The following is an 18,736-nucleotide window of genomic DNA, read 5'->3' as shown; positions in this document are numbered from 1 at the left end:
GACCACAAAAGCCTAGGGGTTTGCCGCCGAAACAGCGTTCCTGATCGCCGCCTCCACCGCGTGGGCGGCCAGCATACGAACCGACTCGACGTCGGCCCTCACCTGACCCGTGGCCGCGGCCACGATGGCGTCGCCGTCGACGCGCGTATGGGCCGGGTCGATCGCGCGCGCGATGCCGCCGTGCGCGGACTGGGCGGTGAGAAAGCAGTCGGTCTTCGAGAGCGACGCGTTCGTCACGACGACGCCAATGGTGGTGTTCTCGATCGGGTTGGCCGGCACATGCCCCGACACCGGCGCCGCCTGCTCGCCGCGCAGGAACCCAACCGCATTCACCACCATCAAGGCACTGACGACGAGTTCGCCGCGGCGCGCCGTCGCCGTGCCGAGACCGCCGGGGCGCCGGTCGGCCACGCGCCCGCCGAGCTTGCCGATAGTGGCGCCGGTGCCGGCGCCGACCCGCCCGACGTCGAAGCGGCCGCGGCCGGCGTTGGCACACGCGGCGTAGCCGGCGTCGGCGTCGGGTCGCGCCTTGCGATCACCGACGGCGAGGTCGAACACGATCATCCCCACCACGATCGGTACGAGTCCGCCGCGCGCCGTCTTCAGGCCGCGGCGGTGCTGCTCGCACCAGCGCATGGCGCCGTCGGCCGTCGCCAACCCGTACGCCGAGCCACCGCTGAGCATGACGACGTCGACGTGCTGCACGAGGCGCGTCGGATCGAGGAGCGCGAAGTCACGGGTGCCAGGCGCGCCGCCGCGCACTTCACCCGAGGCTACGCAGCCCTTGGGCAACACGACGGCGGTGCAACCGGTCTGCCCCACGGCGTCGGTCCAGTGCCCGACCCTGACGCCGCGAACGTCAGTGATCACGCGCGAAGGCAGCGATGCGGTCGTTGAGCCATTCGGCCCGCTCCATCATCAGCATGTGACCCGCGCCCGACACAACCTCGAACTCGGCGCCGGGGATGCGCCGGGCGATATCGCGGCCGAGTCGCGGCGGAGTCAATAAGTCGCGTGAACCGGTGATCACCAGCGCCGGCACCGGATAGTCCTTGAGGCGCGACCGGATGTCGAAGCCGATCACGCCGGGCATCAGCGCCGCGAGCGTCGCCGGTGGAACCGCCGCGGTCATGTTGCGGGTGTGGGCCACGTGACGCGGATCAGCGTTGGTGCCGACTGCGAGTCGGGCCAGCGCGTAACCGACGTCGCCCGCCGGGAACCCGCGACCCGTCGCCCGCGTCAACACACCGGGGTTGGCCACCCGGTTCACCGCCGACAAACCCGGAATCCCCGGCGACACCGCAGCGGCCGTCGACAACAGAATGGTTCCGGCAACGCGCTGGCGCGCCAGGTCGGGAAAGTCGAGGCACATCTGCTGGGTGACCATGCCGCCCATGGAATGACCCACGACGACCGCGTCGCTGATGTCGAGATGCGTCAACACTTGCGCCGCGTCGCTCGCCATGCGCGCGATGCCGTAGCCCCCCGAACCGCGCTGCGACCGGCCGTGCCCACGCTGGTCCAGGGCGATCACGCGGAAGTGCTTGCTCAACGTGGCGATCTGGTACGGCCACGTCTCGATCGAAAGCGTCACGCCGTGGAGCAGGACGAGCGGGCGGCCGTGGCCGTTCTCGACGGTGTGGATGACGGCGCCGTCGTCGACGGTGACGTGGTGGTGCGTGAGCGCGTTCGGCAGGCGCAGCTCGGCCAGGTCCAGTGCACGATTGCGGTGACGGCGCGCGGCTTGGAACGCGGCGGTTGCCGCGAGACCGGCACCGACACCGGCGGCCCCGAGCGCCAGCGCCCGGTTCTGGCGACGGCGTGGCATCTACTCGTGGGCTCCGTGCGCCCGCCGGGGCACGCGGGGCCCGATGCCACACAAGACTTCGTAACTGATCGTCCCCAGCCGCTGTGCCCAGTCTTCGGCAGTGATGGTCTCGTCTCCTTGGGATCCCAATAGGACGACTTCGTCGCCGGGCTCCACCGTAGAGTCCCGACCACAGTCGACCATGAGTTGGTCCATGGTGATCGTGCCGGCGATCGGCCGGCGTTTCCCGCCGACGAGCACGCACGCACCGGCGGCCGACAACGCGCGCGGTACACCGTCGGCGTACCCGAGCGGCAGTGTGGCAATCACGGTTGGCTGCTCGGTCACGAAGCGCAGCCCGTAGCTGACGCCCTCGCCTGCCGCGAGGTGTTGCACGTGTGTGACGCGCGCCTTCAACTGCAGCGCCGGCACGAGCTCCACGCGACCGGCGAGATCGGGCCCGGGCGGGTAGCCGTAGAGCGCGATGCCGACGCGGACCATGTCGTAACGGCTGCGGGGGTGGCCGAGCGTGCCGCCGGAGTTTGCGGCGTGGAGCACGCGTGGCGCCACGCCCTGCGCCGCCAACTTCTCGACGGCGGCCTCGAAACGGTCCAGGGCCGCGGCCGTCACGTCGGCGCGGTCCATGTCTTCGCTCACCGCGAGGTGCGTGTAAAAGCCCTCGAGTTCGAGACCAGGCGTCTCGGCGATCTGCACCGCCAGCGCGACGGCGGCGTCGGGCTCCGCACCCACGCGGTGCATTCCCGTGTCGACCTTCACGTGGACGGGCACGGTGACGCCACGCCGCTTGGCCGCCGACGCCAGCGCGCCGACGGCGCGCGCCGAGTACAGCGTCGGCGTGAGGTCGTAACGCACCACGTCGGCCATGGCCGCCGCGGACGGCTGCGAGAGCAGCAACACCGGCGCTTCGATGCCCGCCCTGCGCAAGCCGACACCTTCCTCGGCCAGGGCCACGCCGAGACGGGTCGCGCCGCCGCGCAGGGCGGCGTGCGCCGCGTCGGCGTCACCGTGGCCGTAGCCGTTGGCCTTCACCACCGCGCACAACTCGGCGGGCGCAACCAGTTCGGCGATGGCGCGGGCGTTGGCGGTGATGGCGTCGAGGTCCACCTCCGCCCACGCCGGACGCGTCCGCGCTTCAGGCATCGAAGACCTGCGCGAGGGCGATCGGCAACAGCGGTGGCAGGTCGTCGGCGACCAGGCCGTCCTTGGGGCCGAGCCGTCCCGCGAGTCCGTGCACGAAGGCTGCGGCCGCCGCGGCCTCGAATGCGGGCACGCCGCGGGCGCAGAACGACGCCAGCACTCCGGACAGGACGTCACCGGTGCCGCCGGTCGCCAGTCGCTGGTCTCCGGCGTTCGCCATCAGCACCCGACGCCCGTCGGCGTCGGCCACGATCGTCGTCGGCCCCTTGAGCAGCACGACGGCACCCGTCGACTGCGCCAGCGCGACCACGTCGCCGATGCGGTCCTCGCCGGGATAGCGGCCGGCGAGGCGCTTGAACTCGGCGTCATGCGGCGTCACGACCACGGGCGCCGTGCGCTCCTTGATCACCTCGCGACGAATGATCGACAGGTCGAGAGCGTCGGCGTCGACGACGATCGGGATATCGGTCTCGGCGAGTACTTCGGCGGCGCTGTCGAGGGCGTCATGGCTGCGGCCGAGCCCCGGGCCGATGATCGCCGCGGCGCACCGCTCGGTCGCTTCGACCGCCGACTTGCCCCAGTGGCGCAGCGGGAGATCGGCCCCGAGCGACGAGATCGGTTTGGGCGGTCCCGACGGGGTGCCACCCGGAATCGCCAAGCGCACCATGCCGGCGCCGGCGCGTTGCGCTGAAGCCGCCGCCAACCCCGCGGCGCCGTAGAGCCCGGGCGACCCGCCGATCACGCACACCGCGCCGCGCCACTTGTGCGCCTCGCGATCGCGGCGCGGCACCCAGTGACGGACGTCGCTGGGTTCGACCAAGTGCACACGTTCTGACGACGCCCCCAACCCGATCGCTTCGATCACGATGTCGCCGGCGTGATCGGGTCCGTCCGCCAGCAGCAACCCCGGCTTGAGCGCGCCCATGGTCACCGTGCGCACCGCGTGCACCGCGCCGTGACACGCGATGCCCGAGTCGCCGTTCACGCCCGAAGGGATGTCGACGGCCAGCACCGGCGCACCGTTGGGGTCGGGGGCGCGGTACTCACCCCGGAAGCCCGTGCCGTAGGCGGCGTCGATGACGAGGTTGCTCGGCGGCAGCACCTCGGGGACGTCAGCCGCGTCGAAGATGCGGACGCGCACGCCGCGCTCGCTGAGCCGGCGTGCCGCGCTGCGCCCGTCGGCACCGTTGTTGCCCTTGCCGGCGACGACGACGACGCGCTTGCCGTACGTGCCCCCGAGCATGCGCAGCGCCGCCCACGCCACCGCGCTGCCGGCGCGTTCGATCAGCGTGGCGACGGGTTCGCTCGCGGCGGCGTCGACCGCCTGCATCTCGGCGACGGACAGGACCGGCTTCACAGCGCGGCCACCACCGCGACCGCGGTGCGGTCGGTGTGCGACAGCGACACCATCCAGCGGGTGATGCCCTGGCCGCTCGCGAGGGTCGCGGCGGAACCCCGCAGCACGAGTTCGGGGGCACCGGACTCGGCGCGCACGGTCTCGACCTCGTGCCAGCCGAACGCGCCCAGACCGACACCCATCGCCTTCATCACTGCCTCTTTCACCGCGAAGCGAGCCGCTAACCGCGCGACGGGTGTCAGCGCCCGTTCGCGCTCGGTGAACAAGCGGTCGGCCAGGCGCGGGGAGCGGGCGAGCACGGATTCGAAACGGTCGACATCGACGGCGTCAATGCCCAGGCCAATCATTACGGTCCGATCATTCGACCGTGACGGTCTTGGCGAGGTTGCGCGGCTTGTCGACGTCGTTGCCCCGCGCCTTGGCCAGGTAGTACGCGAAGAGTTGCAGCGGCACGACGTCGACCATGGGATTGAAAAGTTCGTGGCCAGCGTCGGGCACGGCGAACACGTCGTCGCTCAGCTCGGCGAGGCGTGGATCGATGGAGCCGTTACCGTCGAGATCGGTCGCCACCGTGAGTACCGACGCGCCGCGCGCCTTGACCTCTTGGATGTTCGACACGATCTTGTCGAGCAGTCGGCTGCGCGTCGCCAGCGCGACCACCAGCACGCCGGGCTCTATGAGCGCGATCGGGCCGTGCTTGAGCTCGCCGGCGGCGTAGGCCTCGGCGCGCACGTAGCTCAGTTCCTTCAGCTTGAGCGCGCCCTCGTGCGCCATGGCGTAGCCGCTACCCCGACCGATGAAGAACACGTCGCGGACGTCGCGGTACTTCTCGGCCATCACCTTGGCGTGGTCGGCGTTCGCCGCCGCCGCCGCAATGCGATCGGGCACGAGTTGCAGATCCCGCACGAGGTGCGCCGCTTCCTCGGGATACAGCGTGCCGCGCAGCTGGGCCAGATACAGCGCCAGGACGTTGAGCGCCGCCACCTGCGCCACGTGGGTCTTGGTGGCGGCGACGCAGATCTCCGGACCAGCGTGGGTGTACAGCACGGCGTCGGCGTCGCGGGCCATCGACGAGTCGACGACGTTGCACACCGTCAACACCGGCGCCTTCTGCCGCTTGGCGAAGGTAACCGCCTCCATCGTGTCGAGCGACTCACCGGACTGGCTGATGGCGACGACGAGGCTCGTCGGACCGAGCACCGGATCGCGGTAGCGGAACTCGCTTGCCACTTCGCTCTCGACGGCCAGCTTGGCCCAGTGCTCGATGGCGCGTTCACCGACGAGTCCGGCGTTGTAACTCGTGCCGCAGCCGACGATGAACACCTTGTCGATGCGACGCAGGTCGTCGTCGGTCAGCTTCATCTGGTCGAGCGAGATCAAATCGTCGTCGACGCGGCCGAGCAACGTGTCGCGCACCGCGTCGGGCTGCTCGTAGATCTCCTTGAGCATGAAGTCGGGATAGCCGGACTTCTCCGCCGACGCGAGATCCCACGTGACTTCGCGCCGCTGCGGCGCGACCTCGTCACCGTTGAGCGTGGTGATGCGCACCGCACCGGGGCGCAGTTCGACGACGCGCTCGTCGTCGATGACGAAGAAGTCGGTGGCCTTGCCGTGAATCGCCGGGATGTCACTGGCCAGGTACGCCGTCGCGTCGTTGACGCCGCAGATGAGCGGCGACCCGCGACGCGCCCCGACGATCAACTCGGGCTCGTCGACGTGCACCACGGCGATGGCGAACTTGCCGTGGACGCTGCGCAGCGCGGCGCGCGTCGCGTCGGCGAGGTTCTCGCCCGTCGCCGCCATGCGCGCCGCGATCACGTGGGCCAGGACTTCGCTGTCGGTCTCCGACTGCAACTCCGCTCCGCCCTGGGGTAGGCCGGCGGCCAGATCCTTGTAGTTGTCGATGATGCCGTTGTGGATCAGCGCCAACTTCCCGGACGCGTCGGTGTGGGGGTGAGCGTTGCGCTCCGTCGGGCCGCCGTGGGTCGCCCAGCGGTTGTGCCCGATACCGGTCGTCGCGCCTGCGGGAGCGTCGCCGACCGCGGCGGTCAGCTCCGGAAGGCTCTTGGTGCCACCGGCGCGCCGCTTGCGCCAGATCTGGCCGCCCGGCACGACCAGCGCCACCCCCGCCGAGTCGTACCCGCGGTACTCGAGACGGTGGAGTCCTTCGATCAGGACCTCAAGAACCGAGGTGTCGCCGGTCACGCCGATGATCCCGCACATGGCCGCAAGGCTACAGGCGACCGGTGCGCTCTAACCCAGCGCCAGTTCCTCCTGCACGAGCGACGCGATGCGCTCGGCCACTTCGTGGGCCTGGGGTTCGGTGGCGGCTTCGACCATCACGCGCACGATCGGCTCGGTGCCGGACTTGCGCAGCAGGACCCGGCCGTTGGACCCAAGACCGATTGTCTCTTTGTCGACCATCGCCCAGATCGACGGCGTGTCGTCGAGGCGGCCGCAGTCGACGCCGCGCACGTTGATCATCACCTGCGGCAGGCGGGTCATGACCGACGCCAGGTCGGCGAGTGGGCGGCCCGACCTTGCCACCACGTCGAGCAGTTGGAGTCCGGTGAGCATGCCGTCGCCGGTGGTGGCGAGGTCGCGGAACACGATGTGGCCCGACTGCTCCCCGCCGAGCGTCCAACCACCCGAGGCCATCGCCTCGAGGATGTAGCGGTCACCGACGGCGGTTTCGACGACGTTCACGTCGTGTTGCTCCATCGCGATGCGCAAGCCGAGGTTGGCCATCACCGTGACGACGAGCGTGTCGCCGACGAGGCGCGAGCGCTCGCGCCGGTCGAGGGCGCACACGGCCAGGATGTGATCACCGTCGACGAGCTCGCCGGCTGCGTCGACGGCGAGCACGCGGTCGGCGTCGCCGTCGAAGGCCAACCCGACGTCGGCACCCACGCGCACGACTTCGGCTTGCAGGGCTTCGGGATGCGTCGAGCCGCAGCCGTCGTTGATGTTGGTGCCGGTCGGCGCGTTCGCCATCACCGTCACGCGCGCCCCGGCGTCCGCGAACACCCGGGGCGCGATCGTCGACGCGGCGCCGTGTGCACAGTCGAGCACGACCGACAAACCGTCGAGTCGCCGACCCTCGAGCGAGCCGAGCAACTGGCGCTCGTACTCCGCCACCGCCCCCTCGTCGCGCACCTGTGGCGTGGCGTTGGCCGGACCGTCGCCGTGCGGCGCGAGTTCGCGCATCTGGTCTTCGATCCGTTGCTCGACGTCGTCGGTGAGCTTGACGCCCCCGCGGGCGAAGAACTTCACGCCGTTGTCCTGGTACGGGTTGTGCGAGGCCGACAGCACTGCTCCCGGCGCGTTACGCGCGGCGCACACGAACGCGACGCCGGGTGTCGGGATGACGCCGAGGTCGACGATGCGCGCTCCTTCCGCCGCCAGACCCGCGGCGAGCGCCGCTTGGAGCGCGGGACCGGACTCGCGCGTGTCGCGCCCGACGTGAAACGCCTCGCCCGCACCGAGAACCCGCGCGGCGGCGCGGCCGAGTCCGTAGACGAGGTCGGTGGTGAGTTCTTCGAAAGCGACGCCCCGGACGCCGTCGGTCCCGAACTTCAGGGACACGAGTAGGTCAGCGCTTCGAGTACTGCGGCGCCTTGCGGGCCTTCTTGAGGCCGGCCTTCTTCGATTCCTTCTCGCGAGCGTCGCGAGTGAGGAAGCCGGCGCCCTTGTGCAGCGGGCGGCTTTCGGGATCCAGTTCGACGAGCGAACGCGCGATGCCGAGACGCAGCGCGCCGGCCTGACCGGCGACCCCACCGCCGTCGATGGTGACGTCGACGTCGTAGGCGCTCTCGAGGTTGGCGAGGCGCAGCGGCTCGCTGGCGATCATGCGGTGCGTCGGCGACGGGAAGTAGTCCTCGAACGTGCGCTTGTTGATCGTGATCTTGCCGGTGCCGGGGCGCAGGCGAACGCGTGCGACGGCTTCCTTACGACGACCGGTGGTCTGGGTGAGCGGCTTGGGCATCGAAGACTCCTCTTACTGCTCGACCCGACGGGCGCCCGGCACGTCGAACGGCTGGGGCTGCTGGGCGGCGTGGGGGTGGTTGGGGCCGGCGTAGACCTTCAGCTTGAGCATCTGCTGACGGCCGAGCGCGCCCTTGGGCAGCATGCCGCGCACCGACTTGCGCACCGCTTCGGTGGGCTTGGTGGCGAGCAGCTCGGCGAAGGTGGTGGTCTTGAGACCGCCGGGGTAGCCGGAGTGGCGATACACGTTCTTCGCCTCGGCCTTGTTGTTCGTGAGCACGACCTTGTCGGCGTTCACGATGACGACGAAGTCACCCGTGTCGAGGTGCGGCGCAAAGATCGGCTTGTGCTTGCCGCGCAGCAGGCGCGCCACTTCGGTGCACATGCGACCGAGGACCATCCCCTCCGCGTCGACGACATGCCAGACGCGCGTGATGTCAGATGCTTTGGGTGAGTACGTGGGCACTTGCTTTCCTAAACCTCGAAGGCCGCAACCTGGTCGCGGGACCGTTCAAGGATAGGGGGATCTGGCAAAACCCGCAAACGGGCCCTGACCAGCGGGTTTAGCCTGCTCTTCGTGATCTCGCGGGTGGATATCGAGACGGCGGCCGAGCGACTCGCCGGCGTCATCAACGAAACCCGGGTCGAGCGCCACGCCGGGATCTCGGCGCTCGCCGGCCGACCGGTTGCCATGAAGTACGAGCACCTCCAGCGGACGGGTTCGTTCAAGATCCGGGGGGCGTACAACTTGATCGCCCAGCTCGCCGACGGCGTGCCGGTGGTGGCGGCGTCGGCGGGCAACCACGGCCAGGGGGTGGCGCTCGCGGCCGGCCTGCTCGGGCATCGGGCCACGATCTACATGCCGGCCTCGGCACCCCTCCCCAAGATCGAGGCGACCCGGAACTACGGCGCCCAGGTCGTGCTGGTCGACGGCGACGTCAACCAGTGCCTGGAGCGGGCCCAGACCGACGCCGGCGACGCCGTGTACGTGCCCCCCTTCGACGACGAGCGCATCATCGCGGGCCAGGGCACCGTCGGGCTCGAGATGGCAGCGCAGGCACCCGAGATCGAAACCGTCGTCGTCCCCATCGGCGGCGGCGGCCTCATCTCCGGCGTCGCCACGGCGTTCGCCCACACGCGTCGCGACGTGCGCGTCGTGGGCGTCGAGGCGGCCGACCGCGCCACGACGATGGCCGACGGCATCCGGGTCAAGGGCACGTCCGCGCTCACCGAGGCGCACATCCGCGCCTACGTCGACGAAGTCGTAAAGGTCGACGAAGAAGCGATCAGCCAGGCGCTCGTCATGTTGCTCGAGCGGGCCAAACAAGTCGTCGAACCCGCCGGCGCCGCCGCCCTCGCCGCGGTGCTGAGCGGCCTCGTCCCGGGCGACGGTGCGGTGGGCGTCATCGTGTCGGGCGGCAACATCGACCCGCTGCTGCTCGTGCGCGTCGTCGAACACGGGCTGTCGGCCGCCGGCCGCTACCTGGTGCTCAGCGTCATCGTGCGTGACGCGCCCGGCGAGCTCGCCCGCCTCCTCGACGTCGTGGCCGCCGAAGGGCTCAACGTGCTGTCGGTCGACCACCACCGCGCCGGTTCGCACGTCGGCATCAACAAGACCGAGGTGCGCCTCACGCTGGAGACCCGCGATCCGTCCCACCGCGGTGAAGTCATCGACGTCATCCGCAACGCCGGCTTCGCGGCGAACGAAAGCTAGAGCGCCAGCACCGCCTCGCAAATCCCAATTCGTAGACAACTCGACCAACGGCCCATGCGTGTACGCCGAACGGCCGATAAACCCCAACGCCAGTTGAGATGCGTTGGGCGCACGTCGATAGACGATTGTGCAACGACGTGTCCTTCTCGCGCTCTCGGCGCTCGGCGCGGCCCTCGTCGGCCTCGTCGCGTCCGTCACGCCCGCGCACGCGGACTCGCTCAGCCAGACGATCACCGTGACGCGCCCCGCCGGCCAACTGGTGATCGACGTGCGGGGCAGCCACGTCGTGGTGACCGACACCCGCGCCGACGACCCTGGGTGGAACGTCGCCGGCGTCACGTCGATCGAGTCGGTCACGCCAGCGTTCACCGACGGCTCCGGCTTCACCTACGGGCAGCGGGTCGCGTTGCACGACGGCACGGCGAGCGCGCCCGCGCATCACGGCCTCGGCATCGCGTTCCTCAAGTTGAGCTCTGACGGCCCAACCGTCACCATCACCGTGATCTGACGACTCAGTACGTCACTTCCCACAGCACCAGGCCGTGGGGCGGCGCCGGCTCGGCGTTGGCCTGACGATCGCCGCCGCGTAGCACCGCCAGCACGTCGCTCACGTGGCGCTTGCCCTTGCCGACGTCGACGAGCAGGCCGACGATCGAGCGCACCATCTGGTGGCAGAACGCGTTGGCCTCGATCCAGAAGTACATGACGCCGTCGGTGTCGGGGAACTCCCACTCGGCGTCGACCACGCGCCGCGTCGTGCCGGGGATCGTGCCGTCGCGCCTCGCCGTGGGCTTGCGGCAAAAGGCGGCGAAGTCGTGCTCGCCTAGCAACGGGTCGCACGCCGCCTGCATGGCGCGCGCGTCGAGCGGTTCGGGCACCCACCACGCCTGCGTGGCCAGCAGCGGATCGGGCACCGGCGCGTTGACCACCGTGTAGCGGTAGCGGCGGGCGACGGCATCGTGGCGGGCGTCGAACCCCTCGGCGATCGCGCAGTCGCGTACGACGACCGACGGCGCCGTTTGCCGGTTGACGCGCCGCATCAACTCGTCGCAGTCGAGCGACGTCCCTGCGGGGACGTCGAAGGACACGACCTGGCCGCGAGCGTGCACGCCGGTGTCGGTGCGCCCGGCGCACACCAGGTCGACGCTGTCGAGGCGCAGCGCCCGGCCGATGGCGAGGGTCAGCTTGCCGGCGACGGTCGGCACCTCGGGCTGGGCGGCGAAACCATGGAAGGCGGCGCCGTCGTAGGCGACCGTCATCCGGACGCGAATCGGCGGGACCACTTCGGGCCCCGCCGTTTCAAGATCCTCGTCGAAGAGGGTCACTCGAACCGGTGCTACACGAGTTCGATGCGCGCCATCGGCGCGTTGTCGCCGTTGCGCGGGCCGAGCTTCAGGATCCGCGTGTAGCCACCGTTGCGGTCGGCGTAGCGGGGACCGATCTCCTCGAACAGCTTGTGGGTCATCTCGGTGTCACGGATGAACGCGATGACCTCACGACGACGGGCGAGACCGCCCTTCTTCGCCTTGGTGATGACCTTCTCGGCGACCGGGCGCAGCGCCTTGGCCTTGGCTTCGGTCGTCACGATCGCCTCGGCGGCGATCAGCGAGGCCACCAGGTTGCCGAACATCGCCTTCTGGTGGGCGGCGTCGCCACCGAAACGGCGGCCGCGCTTGGGAGTTCCGGGCATCGCTAGATACCAACCGTTCGGCTACCGCGCAGCGACAGGCCGCGCTCGTCGAGCTTGACCAGCACTTCGTCGAGCGACTTCTGGCCGAAGTTGGTGATGGCCAGCAGGTCGTCGGGCGTCTTCTGGATGAGTTCGCCGATGGTGTTGACCTGCGCCCGCTTGAGGCAGTTGCGCGGGCGCTCCGACAGGTCGAGGTCTTCGATCGGCAGGTCCATGTCGGGCGAGCCGGAACCCGCAACGGCAACGTCGCCGAGTTCGAGACCCTGCGGGGCGTCGCTCATCTCGGCCACCAGCGTGACGAGCGAGCGCAGCGTGTCGCCGGCCGAAGCCAGGGCTTCACGCGGCGAGATCGAACCGTCGGTCTCGATGTCGAGCACGAGGCGGTCGAAGTTGGTCGACTGCTCGACGCGCGTCGGCTCGACGGTGAAGGCCACGCGGCGCACCGGGGCGAAGATCGAGTCGACCGGCAGCACGCCGATCGTCGAGGAGCGCTTGTTCTTGTCGGCCGACGCATAGCCACGACCCCGCTCGACGGTCACGTCGACGGCGAGGCGACCCTTGCCGTTGACCGACGCGATGTGCAGTTCGGGGTTGAGGATCTCGACGCCGGTGACCTGCGAGAGATCGGCGGCGGACACCTCAGCCGGACCGCGCACGTCGAGGCGCAGCGTGACGGGCTCGTCGACGTCCATGCGCAGGACGAGGTCCTTGAGGTTGAGGATGATGTCGGTGACGTCTTCCTTCACGCCGGTGAGGGTCGTGAACTCGTGGAGCGCGTCGTCGAAGCGAACCTGCGTAACCGCCGCGCCCGGGATGGACGACAGCAGCGTGCGACGAAGGGCGTTACCGAGCGTGTGGCCGAAGCCGGGATCGAGCGGGCCGATAGCGAAGCGCTGCCGGTCGTTCTCCTCCTCGCCGATGGCTTCGACGGTGGGTCGCTGAATAATGAGCATGAAAGGTCCTTCGGACGCGGGAAGTGTTCTGGTTACTTGGAGTAGAGCTCGACGATGAGCTGTTCGCGCACCGGAATGTCGATGTGCTCGCGCTGCGGGAGATCACGCACGGTGACCTCGAAGCCTTCGGCGCCGGTTTCGAGCCAGCCCGGCACCTGATGATCGAGCGTGTCCATGTTGTGTCGGATCACGATCATGGTGCGCGACTTCTCCTTGAGGGAGATCACGTCGCCCTTCTTCACGCGGTAGCTCGGGATGGTGACGCGCTTGCCGTTTACGAGCACGTGGCCGTGACGCACGAACTGGCGGGCCTGGTTGCGGCTCGCGGCCCAACCGGCGCGGAAGGTCACGTTGTCGAGACGGATCTCGAGCATGCGCAGCAGGTTCTCGCCGGTGATGCCCTGCTGGCGGTTCGCTTCCTTGTACATGTTGGCGAACTGCTTTTCGAGCACGCCGTAGATGCGGCGGGCCTTCTGCTTCTCGCGCAGCTGGTTCAGGTACTCGCTGCCCTGGCGCTGACGATCGCGTCCGTGCTCACCCGGAGGGTAGGGCCGGCGCTCGATCGGGCACTTCATGGTGTCGCACTTGGAACCCTTGAGGAACAGCTTCTGCTTCTCGCGGCGGCACAGACGGCACGCCGGGCCGGTGTAGCGGGCCATTAGACGCGCCTCCGCTTCTTGGGACGGCAGCCGTTGTGCGGGATCGGCGTGACGTCCTTGATGCCGTTGACCTCGAGGCCGGTGTTCATGAGCGAGCGGATCGCCGTCTCACGACCCGAACCCGGGCCCTTGACCATGACCTCGACGGTGCGCAGCCCGTGCTCCATGGCACGGCGGGCGCACTGCTCGGCGGCGAGCTGGGCGGCAAACGGGGTCGACTTACGCGAGCCCTTGAAGCCCACGTTGCCGGCCGACGCCCACGAGATGACGTTGCCCTGCGCGTCGGAGATCGACACGATCGTGTTGTTGAAGGACGACTTGATGTGCACCACGCCGTGCGTGACGTTCTTGCGTTCCTTCTTGCGCGGGCGACGACCGCCCGGCTTCGGCTTAGCCATTACTTACGAACCTTCTTCTTACCGGCGACGGTCTTCTTGGGGCCCTTGCGGGTGCGGGCGTTGGTGTGGGTCCGCTGACCACGGACCGGCAGGCCGCGGCGGTGCCGCAGCCCCTGGTAGCAACCGATCTCCATCTTGCGCTTGATGTCCTGCTGGATGTCGCGGCGCAGGTCACCTTCGACCTTGAGGTTCTCGTCGATCCAGTTGCGGAGCTTGGCGACCTCGTCTTCGGTGAGGTCGCGCACGCGCGTGTCGGGATTGGTCTGGGTGGCCTCGCAGATCTCCTTCGCCTTGGTCGGCCCGACGCCGAACACGTAGGTGAGGGAGATGACGAGGCGCTTTTCGCGCGGGATGTCGACGCCAGCAATACGTGCCATCGGTTAACCCTGCCTCTGCTTGTGGCGCGGGTCAGTGCAGATCACCATCACGCGACCGTGACGGCGGATGACCTTGCACTTATCGCACATGGGCTTGACGCTCGGACGAACTTTCATTGCTCTCTTTACCGGTAACGGAAGACGATGCGACCCCGGGTGAGGTCGTAGGGAGTGATTTCAACCTGGACGCGATCACCAGGAAGGATCCGGATGCGGTGCATGCGCATCTTTCCGGACGAGTGAGCGAGCACGTGATGCCCGTTTTCGAGTTCCACTTTGAATACCGCGTTCGGTAGTGGCTCGACGACGGTCCCCTCGAGCGTGATGCCCTCTTCCTTCGATTTCGACAGGTCAAACTCCTTAGAACTGCTGATGAATTGCCGGGCCGAGTGCACCCAGGGGCGCGATTGACCGGCGAAATATCTTAACGGCTCCCGGGTAAATGGGCAAAAAACCCGACTACCAGGGAAAACGCTAGGCCAGGGTCCCCCGCAGGAAGAACTCGACTGCGCCATTATTCCCGCGCAAGGGCGACTCGATCGCCTCGGTGACGTGCCAGCCGGCCGAATCGAGCGCCATCTCGCCGCTGTTGACGGCGCGTTCGAGGTCGGATCGCTCGGTCGGGAGCGTCGCGGCCTGCAGTTCGAACATCGGCTTGACGAGCGCCACCATCGTCGCTCCCGGCGACCAGTCCAGGTTCTTGGTGATGTCGGGGACGATGGCACGCAGCGGCGAGTACGAGACGTCGATCGTGACGAGATCGATCGGCTGGGGGATCAGTTGCCGGTCGAGCTCCGACGCGTTGGTCGCCTCGAAGTTCTTCACCCGCGGGTTCTGGCGCAGCGAACCCATCAGCTGGCCGTGGCCGGCGTCGACGGCATAGACGAAGCGCGCCCCGCGGCGCAGCAACTCCGTCGTGAACCCGCCCGTCGACGCGCCCACGTCGAGACACGTCTTGGCTTCCACGATCACCGGTTCACGAAACCCGTCGAGGCCGGCGGCGAGCTTCGCTTCGCCCTTCAGTTCCTTCGCCTGCTTGACGACGATGGCGGCGTCGCTACGCACCAGCGAGTTCGGGTTGGTGACGATGACGCCGTCGACGTGCACCTCGCCCGCCTCGATGGCGGCAACAGGATCGGCGAGTTCGGGCCGCTGCTTCGTCAACAACTCGATCAACGCCCGCCGTGTCATCCTGTTCGCATTATGGGTCTCTTTGATTCGACCACGCTCGTCGTCAACCAAAAGGCCAAGCTCATCGAGCTGACCAACGAGTACGCCATCTGCGACGAGAACGGCAACCGCATCGGCACCGTGCGGCAAGTCGGCCAAGGCAAGGGGCGCAAGCTGCTGCGCGCCCTCACCAACGTCGATCAGTTCCTCAGCATCAAGCTCGAGATCGCGGACGGCGATGGCAACGTGGTGCTGCGCCTCGAGCGTGGCGCCAAGCTGCTCAAGTCGAAGATCGCGGTGACCGACGGCAAGGGCAACGCCATCGGCAACATCAACCAGGAGAACGTGATCGGCAAGATCCACTTCAGCCTCGAGGCCGGTGGGCGCACCGTCGGGTCGATCAACGCCGAGAACTGGCGGGCGTGGAACTTCAACATCCAGGACGACAGCGGCCGCGAGGTGGCCCGCGTCACCAAGAAGTGGGCCGGCGTACTGAAGGAAGCGTTCACGACCGCGGACAACTACTTCGTCGAGATCCCCGCGCCGCTCGAAGAACCCCTGCGCAGCCTCGTGCTCGCCGCGGCCCTGTGCGTCGACACTGCACTTAAACAAGACGACAAATGAACCCGGCGTGGCTGGCGCCGCACGTTCGCGAACTCGAACGCCACCGGATCGTGCGCCTTTGAGGGGGTGAACTCCGCCGGATCACGCCCTCAAGGGCGCACGCCGGCGACGTGGACCGCTAGGGGACGGTGTAGATCTCGGGGCCGTTGTCGGTGATGGCGATGGTGTGCTCGACGTGGACCGACAGGGAACCGTCGGCGGTCACGACGGACCAACCGTCCTCGAGCAGGAACGTCTCGGGACCGCCCATGTTCACCATCGGCTCGATGGCAAAGACCATGCCGGACCGGAGCTTGGGGCCCTTGCCCGGAGGTCCGTAGTTCGGCACCTGCGGCTCTTCGTGCATGGCCGTGCCGATGGCGTGGCCGACGTACTCGCGCACGACGGAGTAACCGCCGGCTTCGGCGACGGTCTGCACCGCGTGGCTGATGTCGGTGAGACGGTTGCCGTCGAGCATCTGGGCAATGCCGGCCGCCAGCGACGCCTCGGTGACCTCGATGAGCTTGCGCGCCTCGGGGCTGATGTCGCCGACGGGCGCGGTGTAGGCGGCGTCGCCGTGGTAGCCCTCGATGATCGCCCCGCAGTCGATCGAGATGATGTCGCCCTCGTGCAGCACGACGTCCTCGGACGGGATGCCGTGCACGATCATGTCGTTGGGCGACGTGCAGATCACCGCCGGGAACCCGTGGTAGTTGAGAAAGTTCGAGCGGGCGCCGCGCCGCTCGATCACGTCACGGGCGATGCGGTCGAGCTCCATGGTGGTGATGCCCGGACGGATCGCCGCCCGCGTCTTCTCGTGCATCTCGGCGACGACGCGGCCGGCCTTGCGCATCTTGGCCAGCTCGTCTTTGGTCCTACGCATTCATCCCTCGCCCGCGATGACGGTCGATCGCTTCCGTCAACCTATCGGCGACTTCGTCGGTCGATCCCAGGCCATCCACGGTCACCAGCATGCCGCGTTCGAAGTAGTAGTCGATCAAAGGCGCCGTTTCGTCTTCGTACAGCTGGAGCCGGCGGCGGATGGCGTCGTCGGTGTCGTCGTCGCGCTGCACGACCTCGCCGCCGCAGTTGTCGCACGTCCAGTCGTACTTGGGCGGGCGCGACACGTGGTAGATCGCCCCGCACGTCGAGCACACGCGCCGGCCGTTGAGCCGCTGGAGCGCCTCTTCGGTCGGGATGTGCAGGTCGATGACCATGTCCATCACCACCGGATCGAGCAGCTCGTCGAGCAGCTTTGCCTGATTGACCGAGCGGGGGAAGCCGTCGAGGATGAAGCCGCGCGAGCGGGTGTCGGGGTGGTTGAGGCGTTCGCCGACGATGGCGAGGGTCACTTCGTCGGGCACCAGTTCGCCGGCGTCGAGGTAGCCCTTGACCCTCTTGCCCAGCTCGCTCTCGGATCGCACGGCCGCGCGGAAGATGTCTCCCGTCGACACGTGGGACACAACATAGTGACGAGCCAAGCGCACGCACTGCGTGCCTTTGCCCGCACCTTGTTTGCCCAGCAGCACGAGGCGAATGCCGGGAATCATCGGATTACTTCAGGAAACCTTCGTAGTTGCGCATCGTCAGCTGACTGTCGATCTGCTTCATCGTCTCGAGCGCGACACCCACCGCGATGAGCAGCGTGGTGCCAGCGAACGGGTACTGGGTCAGACCCCAGAAGGACAGGAACAGCGACGGCAGGAGCGCAATGAAGGCGAGGAACAGGGCGCCCGGCAGCGTGATGCGAGTGAGGATCCCCTGCAGGTGACGGACGGTCGGCGGCCCCGGTCGGATGCCCGGAATGTAGCCGCCCTGCTTCCGGATGATGTCGGCCTGCTGCTCGGGGTTGAAGGCGATCGACGTGTAGAAGTACGTGAAGCCCACGATCATCAGGCCGTACAAGGCGATGTAGAACCCGTCGGTCGGCGTCGCCAGGTGGTTGTTGATCCACGAACGCACGCCCACCCACGGCACGACGTTCGACAGCAGCACCGGGAAGTACAGCACCGAGCTGGCGAAGATGATCGGGATGACGCCCGCCTGGTTGACCTTGAGCGGGATGTAGGTCGACTGGCCGCCGTACATGCGCCGGCCCACGATGCGCTTGGCGAACTGCACCGGGATGCGGCGCTGACCCTGCTCGACGGCGACGATCGCCACCAGCAGCGCCAGGGTCAACAGGATGACGATGGTGAACTTGACGTTGCCGCCTTCGGCCCGGATCGCCGCGCCGCCCGAGGGCAGGCCCGACACCACGTTGGCGAAAATCAGGATCGACATGCCCTGGCCGATGCCGCGCTGGGTGATGACTTCGGCCAGCCACATGACGCAGGCCGTGCCGGCCGTCATCGTGAGCACGATGAGGAGCACGAGCCAGGCATTGAAGTGCGGGATCAGGTCGAGGTTCGACGAGTTGTTGGTGAGGAAGCCACGGCCGCCGTTGTGGAACACGAACGCCAGACCGGTCGACTGCATGATGGCGAGCGCGACGGTGAGGTAGCGCGTCGTCTGGGTGATCTTGCGCTGACCGACGGCACCCTGGTCACGCCACTCCGCCAGCTTCGGGATCACAACCTCGAGGAGGTTGATGATGATCGAGCTGGTGATGTACGGCATGACGCCGAGGCCGAACACGGCAAAGCGCGTCAGCGCACCACCGGAGAACAGGTTGAGGAAGCCGAGCACGCCCGACTTGCTCGCCTGGTCCTTCAGCAGCTGGACCTTCTCGAAGGAGATCCCCGGTACCGGCACGTGCGAGCCGATGCGGTACAGGACGATGATGAACAGCGTGAAGATGATCTTGTTCCGCAGGTCGGCGACCCGGAACATGTTGAGAAACTTCACGTTTCGGTCCTAGTCCTTC

24 protein-coding genes are annotated in these 18,736 nt (G+C 68.2%); 3 read left to right on the top strand and 21 right to left on the bottom strand.

What is annotated here, in order from left to right; translation table 11 throughout:
* Positions 1-12: 12 nt before the first annotated feature.
* From VHC63_05450 to rplM, 9 genes are read right to left on the bottom strand one after another with little or no spacing between them, the layout of a single operon-like run.
* Positions 13-870 (bottom strand): P1 family peptidase, encoded by an 858-nt coding sequence (locus VHC63_05450; GenBank protein HVV36029.1) that lies wholly within the window; start codon positions 868-870, stop codon positions 13-15.
* A complete protein-coding gene (locus VHC63_05445; protein ID HVV36028.1) occupies positions 860-1,828 on the bottom strand; it encodes an alpha/beta fold hydrolase in 969 nt (322 codons plus the stop codon). Before VHC63_05445 ends, VHC63_05450 begins: the two co-directional genes overlap by 11 nt.
* Positions 1,829-2,968 (bottom strand): alanine racemase, encoded by a 1,140-nt coding sequence (alr, locus tag VHC63_05440; GenBank protein HVV36027.1) that lies wholly within the window; start codon positions 2,966-2,968, stop codon positions 1,829-1,831.
* Entirely contained in the window at positions 2,961-4,322 is a 1,362-nt protein-coding gene (locus VHC63_05435; protein HVV36026.1) for an NAD(P)H-hydrate dehydratase, read from the bottom strand. Before VHC63_05435 ends, alr begins: the two co-directional genes overlap by 8 nt.
* A complete protein-coding gene (locus VHC63_05430) occupies positions 4,319-4,669 on the bottom strand; it encodes a holo-ACP synthase (GenBank protein HVV36025.1) in 351 nt (116 codons plus the stop codon). The genes VHC63_05435 and VHC63_05430 overlap by 4 nt, the downstream gene beginning before the upstream one ends.
* Positions 4,670-4,679: 10 nt before the next feature.
* A complete protein-coding gene (glmS, locus tag VHC63_05425; protein ID HVV36024.1) occupies positions 4,680-6,545 on the bottom strand; it encodes a glutamine--fructose-6-phosphate transaminase (isomerizing) in 1,866 nt (621 codons plus the stop codon).
* 30 nt (positions 6,546-6,575) lie between these two features.
* Positions 6,576-7,907 carry a phosphoglucosamine mutase gene (gene glmM, locus VHC63_05420; protein ID HVV36023.1) on the bottom strand — a complete coding sequence of 444 codons (1,332 nt, stop codon included), beginning with the start codon at positions 7,905-7,907 and terminating at the stop codon, positions 6,576-6,578.
* Between the two features lie 7 nt (positions 7,908-7,914).
* Positions 7,915-8,307 (bottom strand): 30S ribosomal protein S9, encoded by a 393-nt coding sequence (gene rpsI / locus VHC63_05415; GenBank protein ID HVV36022.1) that lies wholly within the window; start codon positions 8,305-8,307, stop codon positions 7,915-7,917.
* Between the two features lie 12 nt (positions 8,308-8,319).
* Positions 8,320-8,772, bottom strand: a complete 453-nt coding sequence (gene rplM / locus VHC63_05410) for a 50S ribosomal protein L13 (protein HVV36021.1) — start codon at positions 8,770-8,772, stop codon at positions 8,320-8,322.
* Between the two features lie 111 nt (positions 8,773-8,883).
* Between rplM and VHC63_05405 the strand changes: the two genes are divergently transcribed.
* Both VHC63_05405 and VHC63_05400 read left to right on the top strand, forming a co-directional pair.
* Positions 8,884-10,020 carry a pyridoxal-phosphate dependent enzyme gene (locus VHC63_05405; protein HVV36020.1) on the top strand — a complete coding sequence of 379 codons (1,137 nt, stop codon included), beginning with the start codon at positions 8,884-8,886 and terminating at the stop codon, positions 10,018-10,020.
* Positions 10,021-10,147: 127 nt separating this feature from the next.
* A complete protein-coding gene (locus VHC63_05400; protein HVV36019.1) occupies positions 10,148-10,528 on the top strand; it encodes a hypothetical protein in 381 nt (126 codons plus the stop codon).
* Positions 10,529-10,532: 4 nt separating this feature from the next.
* On the opposite strand, the gene truA is transcribed toward VHC63_05400, so the two are convergent.
* The 9 genes from truA to VHC63_05355 form a co-directional block, all read right to left on the bottom strand.
* Positions 10,533-11,345, bottom strand: coding sequence for a tRNA pseudouridine(38-40) synthase TruA (gene truA, locus VHC63_05395; protein ID HVV36018.1), 813 nt, complete (start codon positions 11,343-11,345; stop codon positions 10,533-10,535).
* 11 nt (positions 11,346-11,356) lie between these two features.
* Complete coding sequence (rplQ, locus tag VHC63_05390) at positions 11,357-11,710, bottom strand: 50S ribosomal protein L17 (protein ID HVV36017.1); 354 nt, start codon at positions 11,708-11,710, stop codon at positions 11,357-11,359.
* Between the two features lie 2 nt (positions 11,711-11,712).
* On the bottom strand, positions 11,713-12,663 hold the full coding sequence (locus VHC63_05385) for a DNA-directed RNA polymerase subunit alpha (GenBank protein ID HVV36016.1): 951 nt from the start codon (positions 12,661-12,663) through the stop codon (positions 11,713-11,715).
* A 32-nt stretch (positions 12,664-12,695) separates the two neighbouring features.
* Positions 12,696-13,322 (bottom strand): 30S ribosomal protein S4, encoded by a 627-nt coding sequence (rpsD, locus tag VHC63_05380; protein ID HVV36015.1) that lies wholly within the window; start codon positions 13,320-13,322, stop codon positions 12,696-12,698.
* Positions 13,322-13,720 (bottom strand): 30S ribosomal protein S11, encoded by a 399-nt coding sequence (rpsK, locus tag VHC63_05375; GenBank protein ID HVV36014.1) that lies wholly within the window; start codon positions 13,718-13,720, stop codon positions 13,322-13,324. The genes rpsD and rpsK overlap by 1 nt, the downstream gene beginning before the upstream one ends.
* On the bottom strand, positions 13,720-14,097 hold the full coding sequence (gene rpsM, locus VHC63_05370) for a 30S ribosomal protein S13 (GenBank protein HVV36013.1): 378 nt from the start codon (positions 14,095-14,097) through the stop codon (positions 13,720-13,722). Before rpsM ends, rpsK begins: the two co-directional genes overlap by 1 nt.
* 3 nt (positions 14,098-14,100) lie before the next feature.
* Positions 14,101-14,214 carry a 50S ribosomal protein L36 gene (rpmJ, locus tag VHC63_05365; protein HVV36012.1) on the bottom strand — a complete coding sequence of 38 codons (114 nt, stop codon included), beginning with the start codon at positions 14,212-14,214 and terminating at the stop codon, positions 14,101-14,103.
* Between the two features lie 8 nt (positions 14,215-14,222).
* Positions 14,223-14,447, bottom strand: a complete 225-nt coding sequence (gene infA, locus VHC63_05360; GenBank protein HVV36011.1) for a translation initiation factor IF-1 — start codon at positions 14,445-14,447, stop codon at positions 14,223-14,225.
* A 124-nt stretch (positions 14,448-14,571) separates the two neighbouring features.
* Positions 14,572-15,288 (bottom strand): SAM-dependent methyltransferase, encoded by a 717-nt coding sequence (locus VHC63_05355; protein HVV36010.1) that lies wholly within the window; start codon positions 15,286-15,288, stop codon positions 14,572-14,574.
* 12 nt (positions 15,289-15,300) lie between these two features.
* On the opposite strand from VHC63_05355, the gene VHC63_05350 reads away from it, so the two are divergent.
* Positions 15,301-15,891: a phospholipid scramblase-related protein gene (locus tag VHC63_05350; GenBank protein ID HVV36009.1), complete on the top strand. Its 591-nt coding sequence runs from the start codon at positions 15,301-15,303 to the stop codon at positions 15,889-15,891.
* Between the two features lie 118 nt (positions 15,892-16,009).
* Here VHC63_05350 and map read toward each other — a convergent pair whose 3' ends face one another.
* Genes map through secY form a run of 3 tightly spaced genes read right to left on the bottom strand, consistent with a single transcriptional unit; the run spans position 16,010 to position 18,717 of the window.
* The gene (gene map / locus VHC63_05345; protein ID HVV36008.1) at positions 16,010-16,753 is read right to left on the bottom strand and encodes a type I methionyl aminopeptidase; all 744 of its coding nucleotides are present in this window, start codon (positions 16,751-16,753) and stop codon (positions 16,010-16,012) included.
* Positions 16,746-17,420, bottom strand: a complete 675-nt coding sequence (locus VHC63_05340) for an adenylate kinase (protein HVV36007.1) — start codon at positions 17,418-17,420, stop codon at positions 16,746-16,748. Before VHC63_05340 ends, map begins: the two co-directional genes overlap by 8 nt.
* A gap of 4 nt (positions 17,421-17,424) precedes the next feature.
* Positions 17,425-18,717, bottom strand: coding sequence for a preprotein translocase subunit SecY (secY, locus tag VHC63_05335; GenBank protein HVV36006.1), 1,293 nt, complete (start codon positions 18,715-18,717; stop codon positions 17,425-17,427).
* Positions 18,718-18,736: the final 19 nt, after the last annotated feature.

Source organism: Acidimicrobiales bacterium (assembly GCA_035546775.1).
In the GTDB taxonomy this organism is placed as follows: Bacteria; Actinomycetota; Acidimicrobiia; order Acidimicrobiales; family JACCXE01; genus JACCXE01.
This window is presented reverse-complemented; position numbering and strand designations above follow the sequence as displayed.